The organism is Pseudomonas siliginis (assembly GCF_024072275.1).
Classification (GTDB): Bacteria; Pseudomonadota; Gammaproteobacteria; order Pseudomonadales; family Pseudomonadaceae; genus Aquipseudomonas; species Aquipseudomonas siliginis.
In genome coordinates this window covers 3,954,756-3,973,651 of record NZ_CP099598.1, presented here as the reverse complement: position 1 = coordinate 3,973,651, position 18,896 = coordinate 3,954,756, and the positions used below count along the sequence as shown (strand labels likewise).

Here is an 18,896-nt window from a genome sequence, read left to right as displayed (position 1 = left end):
AACGCCTACTCAGCGTTCAACACACCTTCCACGGACAACCGCGCCGGTTTTGGCTGGCCGTCAGAGGTCAGAAAGCCGAAGTTCTTCTCGCGATCGTTGCTGCCTGAATCACTGTTCCGCCATTCATAGATAGAGGTCAGGGGAATATTGAGGCGTTTAACGTCGGTAATAAACGCGTTGATCTTGGTCGCTTGCCCCTCAGGACCACCGTTGGAGGCGAGGGCCGAAACCCCCCATTCACTGATGACCCCCGGCAGATTGAAGTTCTGCTGGATGAAGGTCTGCGCGTTGCTGATCTGCGTGGCGGTCATGCCGTAAGGGTGGTAGGACACGGCGTTCAAGCATTCGGGGTAATCGCTGACGATGCTTTTCAGCGCCACCGTCGAGGCCGAGCCGGCGCTCGGCGGCCGGGCGAAGCCGAAACCGACCCTTGGTGTCGTCTGCGGCTGACCTTCGAAGGCCTTGCACATGCCGGCCATGAACGGCACGAACGTTGTATCGAAATTGCGCGTCGGCCAATAGGTTTCCAGGTCCGGCTCGTTCCAGATTTCGATCGCCACCAATTGCGAGCTCCAGGATTTTTCCAGCCCGGTCACGGTGTTGGCGAACTTACCGCCGGCGGCGTTCAGCTCCTCCGGCGAAGTGGCCGGCAGTGCCTTGATCGCGCGCACCGTCAGCAGCACCGGCAGGCCGGCGGAAGCGGCGGCGGCGAAGGCGTCGCTGACCTGTTTCTGATACGTCTTGGCGGTGAGGCTGTCACTCCACACACCGAAGCGCACAAAGCTGAAGCCGGCGGCCTTGATTTGTGCGGCATCGGCGGCGGTGAAGCTCTGGATTTTCACCTGCACGCCGATGGTTTTTGCTGGAAGGTTGGGGAACAGCTCACTGGCGTGAACCTGGCTGGTGGCACCAAGCGCCATCAGGGCGAGGGCGGCGAGTTTATTGCGCTGTGCTGTTTTCATGTCTGCTCTCCTGAAGAGAATGACAACTACGAATATTTATCCCGTTACTCAATTTCCGATAACGGTGATGGCACTAAGTGCGCGAATGTTATTTTTTGTCAGGAAAACAGCAACTGAAAATCACAGTTATTTTTAGTCCGCTAATTGTGGTTGGGGCGGCTTAAAACGCTGTGGTACTTAATGTTCCTGTACTAACAGGGCGAAGCTATTTCTGAGTGCAGGAAAGTCGTGAGGGTTCATTAACTTTCGCGACATGTTGGCTGTTTGATATTACACAGGAAAGCACGACTTGTTCAAAAAGATCCTCGTTGTCTGCGTGGGCAATATATGCCGAAGTCCGACGGCCGAACTGCTGCTGCGCAACGCGCTGGGGCCGTCCGCCATCACGGTGTCCTCCGCCGGCCTGTCCGCCCGCGTCGGCGAGGGCGTGGAGGCCTCGGCGCGGCAGGTTCTCGAAGAACACGGGCACCGTGCCGAGGCCTTCAAGGCGCGGCAACTGACTTCGGACATCGTCAATGACTCGGACCTGATCCTGGTCATGGAAAAAGCCCACGTCAATCAAGTGCTGAAGATTGCCTCGCACGCCCGAGGCAAAGTGTTTCTGCTCGGCAAGTGGCAGAGCGAGCGCGAAATACATGATCCGTATCGTCAAGGCAAAGCCGCGTTTATTCATGCCCACGCATTGATTGAAGATGCTGTTAGTTCATGGGCAAAGCGTCTCGGGCATTGATGAATATTCTTCAGAACAGCAAATGGTAAGAACAGACTTATGCAGTTACCGTCCGTAATCGGCACCCGCGACAATGATCAAGACAGTATTGATCTGCTCGGCATCTTCGGCAGCCTGATCGACCAGAAGTGGCTGATCGGCGCGCTGACGGGCGCCTTCATGGTCACCGGCGTCGCCTATGCGGTTCTGGCGACGCCGGTGTACCTGGCGAACGCGCTGGTGCAGGTCGAACCGAAAAAGAACGACATGCTCGGTTTCTCCGACCTCAACAGTATGCTCGGTGGGCAATCGCCGTCGGTGACCGAAATCGGCATCATCAAATCCCGCGCGGTGATCGGCAAAACCGTTGACGACCTGCGCCTGGATATCGACGTCACGCCCAACACGTTCCCGTTGATCGGCGGCTTTCTTTCGCGGCGTTATCGCGGAGACAGCGAGACCAGCGTCGCGCCGCCGCGTTTCGGCTTGAACAGTTATGCCTGGGGCGGCGAACGTCTGGAATTCACTCGGCTGCAATTGCCGAAAGACCTGCTCGGCAAGAAACTCACCCTGATCGCCGGCGAGCAGCAGCGTTTTCAGCTGTTCGATGAAAACGACAATCTGCTCGCCGAAGGCGTGGCCGGCGAAGCGTTTGCCAACGATGGCGTGGAAGGGCAGATCGCGCACTTTTCGGCCAACCCCGGCACGCGCTTTCAGGTGGTGCGCAATCCTCGGATTGTGACCATTCAGGGCTATCAGGACGCGCTGGATATCTCCGAACAAGGCAAGGAGTCGGGGATCATTCGTCTGGCGCTGGCCAGCTCCGACGCGGCCGAGGCGGTGAAGATCCTCAACAAGATCGCCTCGCTCTACGTCGAGCAAAACGTACGGCGCACTTCGGCGGAGGCCGCGCAGAGCCTGGCGTTTCTGCAGAGCCAGTTGCCCCAGGTCAAGCGTGATCTGGCCAAGGCCAGCGACGCTTTGAATGCCTACCAGACCCACGGCAAGACCGTGAACATTTCGCTGGAAACCCAGTCGGTGCTGGGCCAGTCGGTGGCGCTGGAAACGCGCATCTCCGAGCTGAAAATGCAGCAGGCTGAGCTCGATCGCAAGTTCACCAAACAGCACCCGGCCTATCGCGCCTTGATGACGCAGATCGGCGAATTGACCCAGCAGCAGAAATCCCTCGAAGGCAAGGTTCAGGACTTGCCGGCCACCCAGCAGGAATTGCTCAACCTGACCCGCGACGTCGAGGTGGCTTCGCAGATCTACACGCAGTTGCTGAACAAATCCCAAGAACTCGACATCGTCCGCGCCGGGGCCGTCGGCAACGTGCGCTTGATCGACACTGCCGATGTCGACCTGACCAATCCGATCAAACCGAAGAAACCACTGATCGTGCTGATCGCGACATTGCTCGGCGCGTTTGTCGGCGTGGCGCTGGTGCTGCTGCGCAAATCCCTCAGCCGTGGCCTTGAAGGCCCGGAAGGCATCGAGCAGTTGGGCCTGCCGGTTTACGCGTCGATTCCCTACAGCGCCTTGCAGGAAGAAGAGGACAACAAAAAGGGCCGCGCCCGCGATGGCGTCGACAAGCCGGCGTATCTGCTGGCGCTGCGCAACCCGACCGATCTGTCGATCGAATCGATCCGCAGCCTGCGCACCTGCCTGCATTTTGCCGGGCTCGATTCGACCAACAACCGCATCATGATTTCCGGGCCGAGCCCGCAGGTCGGCAAGACCTTCGTCTCGTCCAACCTTGCGGCGGTCATGGCCCTCAGCGGCCAGCGCGTGGTGCTGATCGATGCCGACATGCGCAAAGGGCACCTGCACAAAACCCTCAACACGCCGATCAGCAATGGTTTGTCCGACCTGCTGGTCAAGCGCTGCACCCTTGAGCAGGCGATCAACAAAGTCGAAGTCGACAACCTGCATTTCATCAGCCGGGGGCAGGTGCCGCCCAATCCTTCCGAGCTGCTGATGCATGCGAACTTCCGTGAGCTGCTGGCGCAACTGAGCGAGCGCTACGACCTGGTGATCATCGACACGCCGCCGCTTCTGGCGGTGACTGATGCCGCCATCGTCGGTCGCGAGGCCGGCATCAGCCTGATCGTCACCCGCTTCGGGGTGAACCCGGCCAAAGAGATCGAACTGACCATTCGCCGCTTCGCCCAGAACGGCATCGAGTTGAAAGGCGCGGTGTTCAACGGCGTCGAGAAACGTGCGGCCAGCTATTACGGCGGCACCGGCTATTACAACTACGAATACGCGTCCGACAAATCCTGATGGTTGCCGATTGTTCTTTCCTGTTTGAAGTGGGTGAGTTGTGAAAAAAATACTGCACGTGGCAGAGACGATCAAAGGTGGCGTGGCGACGGTGATCCGCACGATCTCGACATCCCCAGAAGACGACGCAGCGAATTATCAACTGGTCTATCTGGTGCCCGAGGATCAGGCCAAGGAGCTGCACGGCATCGCCCCGCAGCAGGTGCGCACCTTTCCACGTAGTGGCCGCAACGTGCCGTCGCTGCTGCGTTTCGCCTGGCGTCTGAGCCAGGTGCTGCTCAAGGAAAAACCCGACGTGGTGCATTTGCATAGCACCTTTTCCGGGGTGATTGGACGCTGCGTGTGTGTGCTTTTGCGACCATGGCGCAAGCCGAAAATCGTCTACTGCCCGCATGCGTTTTCGTTCCTGATGGAAAGCTCGCCGACCAAGCAGAAGGTCTACGCGTGGATCGAGCGGGTGTTGCAGAAAGTCACCGACGTAATCATTTGCGTCAGCCAGTACGAGCTGGATAAAGCCGCGCGTTTCGGCATCGAGCGCAAGCGCATGAAGCTCATCTACAACGGCATTCATCACAAGGATGACGCGCCAAAAACCGCCGGCGCCGAGCCGATTCATCTGCTGTTCGTCGGGCGCCTGGATTACCAGAAAGGTTTCGACGTGCTGCTCAAGGCCTACGCCAAGGTCAACCGCAACGACCTGAAACTCACCGTGGTTGGCAGTGCGGTCAACGAAGATTCGGTCGAGTGCCCGCCGATGGATTCGGTCGAGTACCTGCCATGGGTCACCCCGAGTGAAGTGCAGGCGCTGTATCAGAAAGCCGATGCGCTGATCGTGCCGAGTCGCTGGGAAGGCTTTGCCATGGTGCCGCTGGAAGGCATGGCCATGGGGCTGCCGGTGATCGCCAGCAACTGCACTTCACTGCCGGAACTGGTCACCAATGAAGTGTCCGGCTACGTCTTCCCCTCCGGCGATCACCAGGCGCTGGCCGACGTTTTGACGATCATCCAGAAGCCGCGCCTGCTCGACCTCGGCAACGAAGGCCGGAGCATTGTCCGCGAACGTTTCAGCGCCGCGTTGATGATCCGCCAGACCTACGACCTGTATCACGCTCCCACTTATTAAGTAGAACTCAAGCTTATGAACGTAACGATTTTGCATGGCTACAGTGCGTCCAACTCCGGTGACGGTCTGCTCGTCGATCTGGCCATTGCTCTGGTGCAGCGTAACTTCGGTGACGACACCGCGATCAGTGTCGTGGCGTCCGACCCTGAGTCGTTCAACTATCTGCCGCACCCGCGTTTCGATGCGCCGGTGATGGCGGCCAAGGGTCTGGGGCGGGTCAAGCAAGCGGTGTTTCTCAATCAGTCCTATGCCGGGCTCGCTGATCTGCTGAAGAAGACCGATCTGATCGTCGGTGTCGGCGGCGGTTACATGCGTTCGAAAAGCGCCTTCGAGCACATCAAGCTGAAGCTCGGCCATGCCAAGCAATTGGAAACCGCGATCCTCAGCAAGGTGCCTTCGGTGTACCTGCCGCAGAGCATCGGCCCGTTCCACGGCGAGAGCAGCAAGATCGTCGAATACTACGCCAGCGCCGATGCGGTGTTCGTGCGTGACAACCGTTCCTCGGCGATTTTTGACGCTTGCGAAAACGTCTACCGCGCGCCGGATCTGGCCGTGCAGTCGCTGGCGAGCAAGATTCTTCAGCAACCGAAATTCACCCGCTGCGCCGCGTCGCCGGCGACCGTCTGCGTGGTGCTGCGCAAGCCACCGGAGTGGAGCAAAGAGAAGAAGGTCGCTTACGTGGCCAATCTGAAACTGCTGCTGCAGCGTCTGAAGAACAAAAGCAAAGTGGTCTGCGCGGTACAGAGCGCGGTGCGTGGCAACGATGACGGCGCGTTCTACCGCGAGCTGGGCATAAACGAAGACCTGCTGTCGCTGAAGGCAACCATCGCCAAATACCAACCCGATCTGGTGATCTCGGTGCGTCTGCACGGCGCCATCGAATCGCTGCTCTCCGGCGTGCCGGCGTATCACATCAGCTACGAGCGCAAAGGCTTTGGCGCCTATCAGGACATGGGCGTCGAGGACTGGGTGATCAACGGCGGCGACATCGACGTCGACACCATCATCAACACCGTTTACGCGCCCAATGCCTTGGCGGATTTCGGCAAGCGCCTGACCGACACCTGCCGCGAGATCGAGGCGAAAACCGTGGCCATGGACGAAATCATCAAGGGTGTCGTTCGATGATATTTCGGCTGTTGCTTCGCGGCGGAGCCTTGGGCGCGAAGTTCTTGCTGGTGTTGGCCATCACCCATTACCTCGGATACGAGGCGCTGGGCTTTTATGGTGTGGTGGTCGCGGCTTCGCTGATCGCCTCGAAGTTCTACAGCGTCGGCTTCAGTTCCGAAATCAACCGGCTGATCAGCGTCGGCGGCAGCTCGCGGCGGGTGGTCGACAAGGTTCTGCTGCTGTATCTGGCGGTCGGGCTGTTGTTGTCGGTACTGACGGTGCTGGTCTATTCGCTGTTCCAGTCGGTGGAAGCAACCGCCACCTTGATCCTCTGCGTGACGCTGGTGTTGCTCACCGAGCACCTGTCGTTCGAAATCAATTCCTTCGTGTTTTCCGCCCAGAAAGCCACCGCCGGTGCTCTGCTGTTCTTCATCAAGACCGGCCTGTGGGCGGTGTTGGCGGTGGGCGGCATGGTGCTCGGCTGGGTCGCGGGCATCGCCAGTGTGTTGTGGCTGTGGGTCGCCGCCAACGTGCTGGTGATCATTGCGGGTTACCTGATCGTGGTTGACGTGCACAAGGGCCGCGAAGCAGCGCCGCTGGACACCGCGACGGTGTGGAAGGCCGGGTTGCCGTTCTATCTCGGCACCGGTCTGATCGCCCTGAGTCAGTACGCCGAGCGCTTTCTGATCATCGACCTGGAGCCCTACGCCAGCCTCGGTAAATATGTGTACGCGTGGTCGGCGGCCAATACCTTGCAGGCATTGTCGTATGCGGTGGTGGCGGTGGTCGGCATTCCGGTGCTGGCCAAACGGTTTCAGGCCGATCAGCAGGCGTTCACGGTCAGGCAACTGTTCGTCAACAAATGGGTGATGCGCTCGCTAGTGGTCTCCGCCGTTGTGGCCGTGGCGATCTATGTGTTTTTCAATGTGCTGCTCGATTACGTCGCCAGCAGCGTGCCGCGCCCGGATAACGCGCTCCTCGCGGTGCTGATTTTTTCCTTCGCTTTGCGGGCGATTGGCGACATCGTCTGGGGCGGTTTGATTGCTTCGAAAAACAGCCGGGTGTCGCTGGCCAGCGCGGCGCTCTGTCTGCTGATTTCAGTGCCGGTCAGCTATGTGCTGATCAAGCATTACTCGATCTATGGCGCGGCGTGGGGCAATGTTTTCGCCATCGTCGTGCAACTCGGTGTGATTGCAGTGTTGACCCGTGTCACCGGCGCGAAAAAGGCTGCGCTGTCATGGGCCTGAAGCTGCCGCGCATCGAGTTTCGTGGGCGCAAATTCGATTCGTCGATTTCCTTTCTGATTCTGTTCACCGGGCTGTTTCTGTCAGTGGCGATGCCGTTGCTGGTGCCGCGTGATCCGGGTCCGGATGCGATGACGTTGTGGTCGTCGTATGCGCGTGCCGACAACTGCAATTTCTGGAACCCGTTCTCGCCGGATCGCTCGTCCTACGAATGTTCGGCGTTCCTGCTGCGGCCCACCGGGATCAACCTGACCAATGCCTGGGCCTACGGCATGTTCTGCAATTTCTTCCTCACCGCAATTCCGGTGGTGGTGTTCCGGCGCATGCCGTTGACCATTTTCGGCACTCTGTGCCTGTGGGGCATCGTGCGCTCGTTTTTCCTCGAGAACCTGACCAAGGAAATCATCGTGTCGGTGGCGGTGTTGAGCATTCTGCTCAGCGCATTGACGCGTAAATATCGCGGTGGTTTTTTCCTCTCGGCAGTGATTTACGGTGTGCTGATCCGGCCGTACTGGATTCTGTTTTCGCTGTCGTGGGTCGGCGTCTGCGTGATGAAAAAGTACGTCTCGCGCTTCACCTTCTTTCTGATGCTGTTTCTGTTTTATCTGGCGGTGGCCATGGCCATTCAGCTGGCGCTGGGCTTTCCGGTGTCATCGATCCGCGCGAGCAACAACGAGCTGCGCACGGCGGGCGAGGAGGGCTCGAAGTCGCTCATCGTGTCGTGGCTCAGCGGCAGTGACTTCGTCTCCCAGGCGCTGGATTCGATGATCATTTTCTTCCGGCTGTCGTTTCCGGTTGAGCTGATTCTGCTGTCCGGACCGGGGCAGGTGATCTTCGTTGCGCTGATGATCATGACCGCGCTGCTGCTGTTCAAGGTCATCACTTCGACCGACTACAAGGGCGCGCCGATCCAGACCAAACCCAAGGAACTGATCGCGATTCCGCTGGCGTTTCTGTTGGTGCAAGGCTTGTTCGAGCCGGACTTCGGCTCCTTTGCCCGACACTTCTCGATGGTCGTGCCGGTGTTGTTCGTCGGCCTGGGCTTGATGCTGCGCGCGAACAAACCGGTGCAGGTCGAATCAAGAATTCTCACTTAAGGCAGGTGCTCTATGTCGAGCAAGAAAAAATCCCTGGAGATCGAAACCCTGCGCGGCCTGGCGTGCCTGCTGCTGGTGCTCTATCACGTCATCGGCCCGCTGGGCGGCGGCTTGAAGATCGACATCGGCTCGCCGTTCCGGGTCATCGCCGACTCGATGGTGTACGTGCGCATGCCGCTGTTCACGTTCATCTCCGGCTACATCTATTCGATCTACAAGATTCGCGGCAATGACTTTTCCGCCTTCTTCGTCGGCAAGGTGCGCCGGTTGATCGTGCCGCTGTTCTGTGTCGGCGTGCCGTTCTCGGTGCTGCAAGCGGTGGGGCCGGGGGTGAACAAGGACGTCGGCGTGATCGATGCGTTGTTGTCGTTCTGGGTGCCGATCAACCACTTCTGGTTCCTGCAGGCGGTGTTCAGTATTTTCATCTTCGTCGGTTTGCTGGAGTGGCGCGGCCTGCTGCGTTCGGCGACGCGGTTGTATGGCTTGTTTGCGTTTGCGGCGGTGTTGTTCCTGCTGCCGCCGCTACCGCTGGATGCGTTCGGTATCAACGGTGCGATTTACCTGCTGCCGTTTTTTGTTGCAGGGATGATCGGTCAAGAAAATGTCGATGTTTTGAAACAGCGTTTCAAAGTGATCGGGCCGCTGCTGTTTGTGTTGATTTCACTGACGCTGTTGTACGTCGCGGCGATCGATCGTGAGCTGATTGTCGATCGCCGCAGCCTGATTGGTTTGACGGTGGGTTGTGTGTCTTGCATCGCGTTGCTGTCGAGTGACATGCGCTCGAAAGCGCTGACCTGGCTCGGCGGGTATTCCTATGCGATTTTCCTTTTTCATGTGCTGTTCGCAGCGACCTCGCGGTTTGTCCTCGGGCGCCTCGGCGTAAAGGATGAGAGTTTGCTGGTGCTTGGTGGTCTGAGTTGTGGATTGCTCGGGCCGGTGCTGTTGGCGATGGTGTTCAGTCGGTTCAATTTCACTTCGGTGTTGTTCCTTGGCGAGCGTGCGGCGAAGAGGAAAGCACCGGTGATTGTCGCTCCGGTGGTGCAGACGCAGAACAGCTGAAAGCTTCGCGAGCAGGCTCGCTCCCACAGAGGTTGTGCGGATTGCGTCTTTTGTGGGAGCGAGCCTGCTCGCGAAGGGGCCATCCCGGACAAAGGAAAATATTCAATGATGCCAGTAGACGCCCCTCAACCAGTCGCCACCTCGGCCATCACGGTAGACGATGCCCGCCAGCGCTTTGCGCAGTGGCGCGACGGCAAGACCGGCAAGGTGCTGGCGGTTTCGGTGATCGGCGACAGCTACACCGCCGGGCAGGATTTCTACCTGAACAAACTGGTGCAGCGAGTGGCCGCCGAGGTGGGTTTTGCCGGCCCCGGTTACGTCGGTTTCAACCACGGCGCGGCGCTGGGCGGCACGCACTTCAAATACACCCGCAGCAGCGACAAATACTTCGGCGGCGGCTGGAAGGTTTCCGACCTGGGCCAGGCCAGCCCGGACAGTCGCACGATCAGCGGCAAGCCGGGTGCCTGGTTGCAAGTCGATGCCAGCCCTTCGCCGCGCATCGATACCACGGTCACTCAGGCGAAACTGTTGTATCTGGGCAATGGCGAGTCCGATGAGTTGCGCTATCGCTGGTCGCCCGCCCAAGACTGGCAACCGTTGAAACTCGCAGGCTCAGGTGTTCAGGAAGTCGCGCTAGCGGGCGCTCCATCAGCCGCAGACTGGTCATTCAGACTGGAAGTGGTGAAGGGCGCGCCGACACTGTTCGGCCTGTGGCTGGGTAACCATCAGCAGGGCGTGCGAGTGTCGAAACTGGCGGCCTCCGGCGCGGCATCGGCGGATTTCTATCACGCCGATCCGCAGTGGCAGACGCAATGGAAAGCTGTGGTGTCGAAGATTCCGGCCGACGTGTACCTGATCATGCTCGGCGGCAACGATCAGGGCTTCGGCGTCAAACCTGCGCAGTACCTGCAGAACGTTCAGGGCCTGGTGAGCATGCTGCGCGAGATCCAGCCAGCGGCGAGCATCAACCTGATCATGCGTCAGGACACTACGCGCTCCAGCGCTTACCCGATGTCGGCCTATGCGCAGGTGCTCGAACCGTGGGCGCGGGAGCAGCAGCTCGGTTTTGCCAACCTGCAATGCGCGTTCGGCCCCGACGTCAAACGCTACGCCAGCGCGATGATCGGGCCGGACAAGATTCATCCGTTGCCGGCCACAGGCGGGAAGGTGATTGCCGATTATTTTTATGGCTGGATAACTGGTACGAGTACCGGTTGCGACGACTCGCCACCATGATCGTTCCCACGCGGAGCGTGGGAACGATCAATGCTGACTGTGCCGCCGCTTTCGCGAGCAGGCTCGCTCCCACAATGGATCGGCGTGACGCCCGGGTGATCAGGCGTCGTGCTTGAAGGCGTCGATGAGCCCCAGCAGTTCGTCAAGCTTGCGCGGCATCAACCGCGCATCACAACGGGTTTCCACGTTGATGATGATCGCCGGATCATTGCAGCAGATGCGCACGCGAAAACGCCAGTCGCTGAAGATCACTTTCAGGCCATCGCGGTCATCCATTTCCAGCGCCTGTTCGCCATACAACGCTTTCAGGTGCGCGAGCAGCGGATAGGGATCGCGCATCGGCCGGCGAATATCGCCGGACGCAGGAAACACACCGATCCGCTCCACCAGCAGAATCGTGCCCAGCCAGGTTTCGTTGGCGCTGGGCAGCGGTTGATGACGCGACAACCAGCTCATCACCCCGAGGTTGCCCACCTCACGTTCAATCTCTGTCGAATGTTGTGCAATGTTCATGGTTGCCTGCCTGTGGGGAGAGAAAAGCCGTCTCAGCGGCCTTTGAGGTACACGTTGTCGTAGCAGAAATTGGTCGCCTGCAAGTAACCCTCGGCATCGCCGCAATCGAAGCGCAGGCCTTTGAATTTGTAGGCCAGCACGCAGCCGTTCTGCGCCTGTTTCATCAGTGCGTCGGTGATCTGGATTTCGCCGCCCTTGCCCGGTTCGGTGTCGGCAATCAGGTCGAAGATGTCCGGGGTGAGGATGTAGCGCCCGATGATCGCCAGGTTCGACGGCGCGTCCTGCGGCGCCGGTTTTTCCACCATGTTGTTGACCCGGTAGATGCCCTCGGAAATCAGCTCACCGGCAATCACGCCGTACTTGTGAGTCTGGTCGGCGGGGACTTCCTGAATGGCGACGATCGAGCAGCGAAACTTCTTGTACAGCTGGATCATCTGCGACAGCACGCCGTCGCCTTCGAGGTTCAGGCAGAGATCGTCGGCCAGCACCACGGCAAACGGCTCGTCGCCAATCAACGGGCGGCCGCTGAGGATCGCATGCCCAAGCCCTTTCATTTCCACCTGACGGGTGTAGGAGAAGGTGCAGGTGTCGATCAGCTCGCGGGTGCCGGCGAGGAATTTCTCTTTCTCGGTGCCACGAATCTGGTGCTCGAGTTCGTAGCTGATGTCGAAGTGGTCTTCCAGCGCGCGTTTGCCCCGGCCGGTGACGATGGCCATGTGTTGCAGGCCGGCGTCCCGTGCTTCTTCAACGGCGTATTCGATCAACGGCTTGTTGACGATCGGCAGCATCTCTTTCGGCATGGCTTTGGTCGCCGGCAAGAAACGCGTGCCGTAGCCGGCAGCGGGGAACAAACATTTACGAATCATAAAAGTATCCTGGACAGTCATGGAACACAGGCGACGGTTGCGCACCAGAAAGTGGCGGCAAGTTTCAATGATTATTGAAGGCTTACTTTAATACCCGAGTCAGGTTGTTGCTGGCAATTAGTTGCGCTGTTAAAAAGCGCTAATGTTATTAGATGTCGACTACTTGGTTATAAGTTATTTTTAGTCGGTATCTGTCGATAGTGATAAGTATCCAGGGAGTGCTAATAAGTACCCGTCAAACAGTTTGACCGGCAAAAATAATTATTGCCAGTGGTTGAACTAAATTTGTTTGAGGTTGTTGTCGCCCTGTTTGTGTGAATTGCTCCGCATATCCACCAGGCATGGCTTGACACGCTACCGGGTATTTATTCAATGACGGACCGCGCTATGAAGATTCTGGTAACGGGTGGTGCCGGCTATATCGGCTCGCATACCACACTTGCATTGCTTGAAGCAGGTTATGAAGTTGTCGTTCTGGATAATCTTTGTAACAGCAGCGACGCAGCACTTCACGCCGTTGAGGCCATTTGCGGCAAAAGTGCATGGATGATTCGCGGCGATGTCTGCGATCGGCCGCTGCTCGACCGGATTTTCCGCGAGCATCAGATCGACGCCGTGCTGCATTTCGCCGGGCTCAAAGCCGTGGGCGAAAGTGTGCGTAAACCGCTCGAATACTACGAAACCAACGTCGGCGGCAGCATCACCCTGTGTCAGGCGATGGCAGCGGCGGGGGTGTTCCGGCTGGTGTTCAGTTCCTCGGCGACGGTGTACGGCGAGCCCGAAGAGATGCCGATTCGCGAGGATTTTCCGACGGGCAATCCGACCAATCCCTACGGCCAGTCCAAGCTGATCGTCGAGAACGTGCTGCGCGACCTGAGCCTCGCCGAGCCGCGCTGGAGCATCGCGCTGCTGCGCTATTTCAATCCGATCGGCGCTCACGCCAGCGGGCACATGGGCGAAGACCCCAACGGCATCCCGAACAATCTGGTGCCGTATATCAGCCAGGTTGCGGTCGGCAGCCTGCGCGAGCTGTCGATTTTCGGTAACGATTACCCGACCGCCGATGGCACCGGCGTGCGCGATTACATCCATGTCGTCGATCTGGCGGATGGGCATTTGAAAGCGTTGCAGTCGATCAGCGAGCGCACCGGCATTCACACCTGGAACCTCGGCACCGGCGATGGCTACAGCGTGCTGCAAGTGCTGCATGCCTTCGAACAGGCCTGCGGGCGGCCGGTGCCGTACCGGATGATGCCGCGCCGCGCCGGTGATATCGCCGAGAGTTTTGCCGATGCTTCGAAAGCGGCGAAAGAACTCGGCTGGAAAGCCACGCGCAACTTGCAGGACATGGTTGCCGACACTTGGCGCTGGCAGTCGAATCATCCCAATGGTTATTCAGGGTGATGGCCATTTAGTCCGATGTTAGTTTCAGTCAGGTTGTTAGATAACGTCGGGAAATTACACTGGCAATGCCTTTTGCAAGTCCGTAGATATAAACCTGCCGTTCGACTTTAGCAGTTGCACAGGACTGTGAAAGAACAACGGATCTTGTTCGCGCTCTTTGCGGACTTGAAAGCTACCAGCTCTGACACAGATCTGTTTTTTAACAGTTCGAATGTTAGAAAGGAGTTGTTATGAAAAAAGTGATGGCAGTTGCCCTGTTGACGATGTTGAGCAACTGGGCTGCCGCCGCTGAAGCACCGTTGACAGCGGTAACCAATGTAGGTGGCAGTGTGGCGGCTTCGCAAGCGCCCGCGGCCAGTACTGCAATGGTTGCCAGTGCTGTAGCGGCGTCCAACAGCGGTGGCAGTGCCAACGGCGGTACCACCGGTACGACGGGTACCACCGGTACAACCGGCACGCATAACTAACAGGAACATTTGTTAGTGCAGTACAGAGTCGCCCGACGCAAGTCGGGTGACTTTGTTTTTTGGATTCGCCCTTGAATAGCGTAGTGCCATTATGACTCGTAGTGTTTATCTTTTAATGTTGGCAAGTCTCGCTTTGCAAGGTTGCATGTTTTCCCCCGGCCAGTACCTGAGCACCAGCGATATCACCCGCCAGGGTGCCAGCGAAAGCAGTCGGGTCGAGCTAATCCCGATCACCCCGAAGCTGATCGCCATGAACCGCGCCACGCAAAAGCGTGAGTCACTGCCGGCGGAGCTGCTGGTGACGCCGGCGGAATATCGCATCGGCAACAACGACGTCTTGTACATCACCGTCTGGGATCACCCGGAGCTCACCGCCCCCTCGGGCGCGCAACAACAGATCGATGCCAACGGCCGACTGGTGCGCTCTGATGGCACGCTGTATTACCCGTTCATCAAGGAAGTCCAGGCCGCCGGCCGGACCATCCAGCAACTACGAGCGGACATCGAACAGCGCTTGTCGGCATTCATCGCCGAGCCGCAGGTCGACGTTGCAGTATTGCGCTTCGCCAGTCAGAAAGTCGTGGTCACCGGCGCCGTCACGAAGGCCGGCCCGCAAGCGATTTCGACCAATCCGTTGAGCGTGGTCGAAGCCCTCGGTTCCGCTGGCATCGACACCAATAACGCCGACTTGTCGGGCCTGCTGCTGACGCGCAACGGGCGGGTGTATCCGCTCAATCTCGACACGCTCAATCAGCAGGATTCCGAACTGCAGAACGTCTACCTCAAGGGCGGCGATCAGCTGTATCTGCCGTACAACGACAACAAGCGCATCTACGTCATGGGCGAGGTCAACCAGCCGCGCGCGCTGAGCTTCAAGACTGCGACCATGAATCTTTCCGACGTGCTCGGTTCGGTCGGTGGCCTGAGTCAGACCAGTTCCAATGGCAACGCGGTGTACGTGATTCGCGGCGTGGAAAATCTCGACGTCGAGCCGGCGAAGATCTATCAGCTCGAAGCCGAATCACCGACCGCCATGGCGCTGGCTTCGCACTTCCAGGTGCGGCCACAGGATGTGGTCTACGTCGGCCCGGCCAACGTCACTCGCTGGAACCGTTTCATCAGCCAGTTGGTGCCGTCGGCGTCGATTGTCGGCACCGGGGCTTCGGCAGCGAAGAACTGGAGCGAATACAGCAACAACAGCAAATAAGGCCGCCCGACTGTGAACCTATTGAAAGTGGGCGTCTGCCTGATGGCGGCCTCGTTGCTGTGCGGCTGTAACCCGCTGATGAGCGCATCGCTGAACAACCTCAAGGCCGCCGTCGTCGGCCCCGACGAGGTTGATGTGACAGCAGCCGAAGTCGCCGGGGTCAACTACCCGCAACTGAAACTGACCACGCCATCCGGCTCAGGCGTGCTGGCGCTGGTGCGCGAGCGCGAAGACCTGCAATTCTGGGTCGCCTCCGGCAAGCAGGTTTTGCTGCTGCGCGATGGCCTCGCCGTGCGCAGTATCGGCCTCGGTCTGCAAGGCGACCTGGATGGCACGCGGCTGGCCGATGACTCGCCGTTCAAGCACGGTCTGCATCACGTCGCCGACGGTTTCACCACACGGCGCTGGATCGATCTGTACAAGGGCCAGGAAGTCGGCGTGATCGTCAATAGCCGCTTTTCGCGCCGTTCCACCGAGACCCTGGAGATTTTCGACAAGGCTTACTCGGTGCTGCGCGTCGATGAACAGATTGACGCGCCAGCCATCGGCCTCAGTGCGACCAACCGTTATTGGGTCGACCCGCGCGACGGTTTCATTCTGCAGAGCGAGCAACAACTGACCTCGCAATTGCGCGTGAAGCTGGTGCAATTGACTCCTGACCGCAGGCATCTGCCGTGAAGCGCTTAAGCCTAATCGCGGCGGGTCTTTTGCTGATCGCAGGGGCGAGTCAGGCCGCCGTCATCGTGTCCGGCGACGTCGCCAATCCCGGTCCGATCGCATTGCCGCCGGGTGGACGCCTGTTCGATGTGATCAGCGAAGCCGTGCCCAATGCCGAAGGCTATTGGCTGGCGGGCGGCTTGTTGCGCCAGTCGCTGGTCGAGGAACAGACACGGCTCAAGGTTGGTGTGCTGTTCGATCTCGAGGTGCTGCAGCGCATGGCGACGCTGTTTGATCGGCCAAGCCGCGCGGCACTGGCACAGCGCGTTGCTGAAGAAGTCCGGCAAATGCCAGTGACCGGACGGCAGATCGCTGACCTCGATCCGGTGGCGGTGGAAGTCGGCTTCGCCCGCAACATTCGCCTGGATGACGGCGATCGGCTGATCTATCCGAAACGGGTTGATGAAGTGCAGGTGTTGGGCGCGGTCACCGAGCCGTGCCACCTGCCGTACCAGCCATTGCAGGAGGCCCGCGAATATCTCGAAGGCTGCTCGATTCTCGACGATGCCGAGGCCGATTACCTGTGGTTGATCCAGCCCAACGGCGTGTCGCGGCGCGTCGGCATCGCGCACTGGAATCGCGAGAGCGGGCAGTTTCCGGTGGCTGGCAGCAGGATTCTGGTGCCGATAAAAAATGATGATCTTGATCCGCCTCTTCCTGAATTGAATCAGCAGTTGGCCGAATTCATTGCCACGCAGCTGGCCGAGGTGGTTCGTTGAAGTTACGTTTTGCAGCTGTGTTGTTATTGCCCTGCGGTCTGGCCCACGCCGAGCCGCGCATCACCCAGAATGACTTCGGAGGCACCGGTCTGTTGCAGACGCCGACGGCGCGCATGGCTCCGGCCGGCGAGCTGAGCGTCAATGCCAACCGCACCGACCCGTACAGCCGCTACAGCGTGTCGTTGCAGCCGCTGGACTGGCTCGAAGGTTCGTTCCGCTACACCGCGATCACCAACCGCCCCTACGGCTCGGAGGCCCTCAGCGGCAGCCAAAGCTACAAGGACAAGGCGGTCGACGCCAAAGTGCGCCTGTGGCAGGAAAGCCACTGGGCGCCGGAAGTGGCGCTGGGCTTTCGAGATATTGGTGGTACCGGTTTGTTCTCCAGCGAATTCTTCGTCGCCAACAAGCGCTTCGACAATTTCGATTTCAGCGCCGGCATCGCCTGGGGCTACATCGGTAATCGCGGCGACTTCGACAACCCGCTGGGCTACGTCAGCAGCCGCTTCGATACGCGCCCGGCGCTGGAAGGCACCGGTGACGTCAACTCCGGCTCGTACTTTCGTGGCAAGCCTTCTCTGTTCGGTGGCGTGAGCTACCAGACGCCGTGGGATCGGCTGAGCCTGAAGCTGGAATTCGAAGGCAACGACTACAAGAACGAGCCGAAGGACAACGAGATCAAACAGGACTCACCGATCAACCTTGGCGCGGTGTTCAAGGTGACCGATTCGATCGACCTGAGCGCTGCCTGGGAACGGGGCAATACGGCGATGTTCGGCGTGACCTTTCACACCAATTTCGTCAGCCGCAAAGCGCCGGCCAAGACCTACGATCCGACTCCCGAACCGCTGCCGGCGAAGGCGCCGACGACCTCGATGGAACAGGTCAACTGGGCCGATGTGTCGCGGCGTTTGCAGCAGAACGCCGGGTACAAGGTCGAGCGCATCAGTCAGCGCGATTCCGAACTGATCGTCTACGGCGAGCAGCAGCGGTATTTCCATTCGTCCAAAGCCGTTGGCCGCGCGAGCCGGATTCTCGACAACAGCGTCAACGACGACATCGACTGGTTCACCGTGGTCAACAAGCGCTACGACCTGCCGCTGGAAGAAACCAGCCTGCCGCGCCAGACCTTCCGCGAAGTGATCAACAACGAAGAGCCCTTGGAGGCGCTGCACCGCACCACCGAAATCAACCCGGCGATGCCGCACAACGAGAAGACCCTCTACACCGAAGCGCCGCAGCATTTCAGCTATGGCGTGGGGCTAGGCTTCAAGCAGAACGTCGGCGGCCCGGACGGTTTGCTCTATCAATTCAGTGCTGACGCGGACGCGGAATATCGCTTCAACCGCAACACCTGGTGGAGCGGTTTGCTCAGCGCCAATCTGGTCAACAACTTCGACAAATTCGTCTACGACGCGCCGAGCGGATTGCCCCGCGTGCGCACGGATTTGCGCCAGTACCTGACCACGTCAAACACGACCATGCCGTTGTTTCAGCTCAGCCATGCCGAGCAGTTGGACAAGGATCTCTACGGCATGGTGTACGGCGGCTATCTGGAGTCGATGTTTGCCGGCGTCGGCGCGGAAGTGTTGTTCCGCCCGACCGGCGAGCGCTGGTCGCTGGGCGCGGACCTGAACTGGGTGCGCCAGCGTGATTTCGATCAGGGCTTTGCCTTGCGCGATTACTCGGTAGTGACCGGGCATATCACCGGCTATACCGACCTGCCGTTCGACACGCTGGCGGCGGTCAGTGTCGGTCGCTATCTGGCCGGCGATTGGGGCACGACCGTGGACATCTCGCGTGAGTTCTTCAATGGTGTGCGGGTCGGTGCCTGGGCAACCATCACCACGGCCAGCAGCGCCGAATATGGCGAAGGTAGTTTCGACAAGGGCCTGTACCTGTCGATCCCGTTCGACGAAATGATGAGCATGTCGACCATGCGCCGCGCCAACCTGGTCTGGGCGCCACTGACCCGAGATGGCGGCGCCAGACTGAGCCGCAGCTATCAACTGCACTCGATGACGGATAGCCGGGAAGGGGACATGTTCTACCGCAACTTCGAGAAGATTACCGAGTAAGCGCTGGTCTGTGGGAGCGAGCCTGCTCGCGAATGGTCCGGCACTTCCAATATCTCCAGTGCCTGACACACCGCTTTCGCGAGCAGGCTCGCTCCCACAGTTGAT

The 18,896-nt window shown here is 59.3% G+C and carries 17 protein-coding genes; 14 read left to right on the top strand and 3 right to left on the bottom strand.

Annotation, left to right across the window (positions count from 1 at the left end):
• Positions 1 to 5: 5 nt before the first annotated feature.
• Positions 6 to 962 carry a glycosyl hydrolase family 5 gene (locus tag NF676_RS18295; protein WP_252886559.1) on the bottom strand — a complete coding sequence of 319 codons (957 nt, stop codon included), beginning with the start codon at positions 960 to 962 and terminating at the stop codon, positions 6 to 8.
• A 289-nt stretch (positions 963 to 1,251) separates the two neighbouring features.
• Between NF676_RS18295 and NF676_RS18290 the strand changes: the two genes are divergently transcribed.
• The 8 genes from NF676_RS18290 to NF676_RS18255 all read left to right on the top strand — a co-directional run bounded on the left by NF676_RS18290 (position 1,252) and on the right by NF676_RS18255 (position 10,823).
• Entirely contained in the window at positions 1,252 to 1,692 is a 441-nt protein-coding gene (locus NF676_RS18290) for a low molecular weight protein-tyrosine-phosphatase (protein WP_150741248.1), read from the top strand.
• A 39-nt stretch (positions 1,693 to 1,731) separates the two neighbouring features.
• On the top strand, positions 1,732 to 3,954 hold the full coding sequence (locus tag NF676_RS18285) for a polysaccharide biosynthesis tyrosine autokinase (protein ID WP_056791475.1): 2,223 nt from the start codon (positions 1,732 to 1,734) through the stop codon (positions 3,952 to 3,954).
• Between the two features lie 40 nt (positions 3,955 to 3,994).
• Positions 3,995 to 5,077, top strand: coding sequence for a glycosyltransferase (locus NF676_RS18280; protein ID WP_252886558.1), 1,083 nt, complete (start codon positions 3,995 to 3,997; stop codon positions 5,075 to 5,077).
• Positions 5,078 to 5,092: 15 nt separating this feature from the next.
• Positions 5,093 to 6,205 (top strand): polysaccharide pyruvyl transferase family protein, encoded by a 1,113-nt coding sequence (locus NF676_RS18275; protein ID WP_252886557.1) that lies wholly within the window; start codon positions 5,093 to 5,095, stop codon positions 6,203 to 6,205.
• Positions 6,202 to 7,434: an MATE family efflux transporter gene (locus tag NF676_RS18270; protein WP_353956298.1), complete on the top strand. Its 1,233-nt coding sequence runs from the start codon at positions 6,202 to 6,204 to the stop codon at positions 7,432 to 7,434. The genes NF676_RS18275 and NF676_RS18270 overlap by 4 nt, the downstream gene beginning before the upstream one ends.
• Positions 7,425 to 8,528, top strand: a complete 1,104-nt coding sequence (locus NF676_RS18265; protein ID WP_016775461.1) for a hypothetical protein — start codon at positions 7,425 to 7,427, stop codon at positions 8,526 to 8,528. The genes NF676_RS18270 and NF676_RS18265 overlap by 10 nt, the downstream gene beginning before the upstream one ends.
• A 12-nt stretch (positions 8,529 to 8,540) precedes the next feature.
• The gene (locus NF676_RS18260) at positions 8,541 to 9,587 is read left to right on the top strand and encodes an acyltransferase family protein (protein WP_122508327.1); all 1,047 of its coding nucleotides are present in this window, start codon (positions 8,541 to 8,543) and stop codon (positions 9,585 to 9,587) included.
• A 105-nt stretch (positions 9,588 to 9,692) separates the two neighbouring features.
• Positions 9,693 to 10,823: an SGNH/GDSL hydrolase family protein gene (locus NF676_RS18255; RefSeq protein WP_252886555.1), complete on the top strand. Its 1,131-nt coding sequence runs from the start codon at positions 9,693 to 9,695 to the stop codon at positions 10,821 to 10,823.
• Between the two features lie 99 nt (positions 10,824 to 10,922).
• Here NF676_RS18255 and NF676_RS18250 read toward each other — a convergent pair whose 3' ends face one another.
• Together NF676_RS18250 and galU are read right to left on the bottom strand one after the other, a co-directional pair.
• Positions 10,923 to 11,336, bottom strand: a complete 414-nt coding sequence (locus NF676_RS18250; protein ID WP_071173032.1) for a mannose-1-phosphate guanylyltransferase — start codon at positions 11,334 to 11,336, stop codon at positions 10,923 to 10,925.
• A gap of 32 nt (positions 11,337 to 11,368) precedes the next feature.
• A complete protein-coding gene (gene galU / locus NF676_RS18245; protein WP_024013613.1) occupies positions 11,369 to 12,202 on the bottom strand; it encodes a UTP--glucose-1-phosphate uridylyltransferase GalU in 834 nt (277 codons plus the stop codon).
• Between the two features lie 387 nt (positions 12,203 to 12,589).
• Between galU and galE the strand changes: the two genes are divergently transcribed.
• From galE to NF676_RS18215, 6 genes are all read left to right on the top strand, one after another.
• Positions 12,590 to 13,606: a UDP-glucose 4-epimerase GalE gene (galE, locus tag NF676_RS18240; protein ID WP_073471420.1), complete on the top strand. Its 1,017-nt coding sequence runs from the start codon at positions 12,590 to 12,592 to the stop codon at positions 13,604 to 13,606.
• Between the two features lie 230 nt (positions 13,607 to 13,836).
• Complete coding sequence (locus tag NF676_RS18235) at positions 13,837 to 14,073, top strand: hypothetical protein (RefSeq protein WP_016775457.1); 237 nt, start codon at positions 13,837 to 13,839, stop codon at positions 14,071 to 14,073.
• A gap of 91 nt (positions 14,074 to 14,164) precedes the next feature.
• A complete protein-coding gene (locus tag NF676_RS18230) occupies positions 14,165 to 15,280 on the top strand; it encodes a polysaccharide biosynthesis/export family protein (RefSeq protein WP_177180896.1) in 1,116 nt (371 codons plus the stop codon).
• Positions 15,281 to 15,292: 12 nt separating this feature from the next.
• Positions 15,293 to 15,958: a YjbF family lipoprotein gene (locus NF676_RS18225; protein WP_252886554.1), complete on the top strand. Its 666-nt coding sequence runs from the start codon at positions 15,293 to 15,295 to the stop codon at positions 15,956 to 15,958.
• On the top strand, positions 15,955 to 16,716 hold the full coding sequence (locus tag NF676_RS18220) for a capsule biosynthesis GfcC family protein (protein ID WP_122691310.1): 762 nt from the start codon (positions 15,955 to 15,957) through the stop codon (positions 16,714 to 16,716). The genes NF676_RS18225 and NF676_RS18220 overlap by 4 nt, the downstream gene beginning before the upstream one ends.
• On the top strand, positions 16,713 to 18,791 hold the full coding sequence (locus NF676_RS18215) for a YjbH domain-containing protein (protein WP_252886553.1): 2,079 nt from the start codon (positions 16,713 to 16,715) through the stop codon (positions 18,789 to 18,791). Before NF676_RS18220 ends, NF676_RS18215 begins: the two co-directional genes overlap by 4 nt.
• Positions 18,792 to 18,896: the final 105 nt, after the last annotated feature.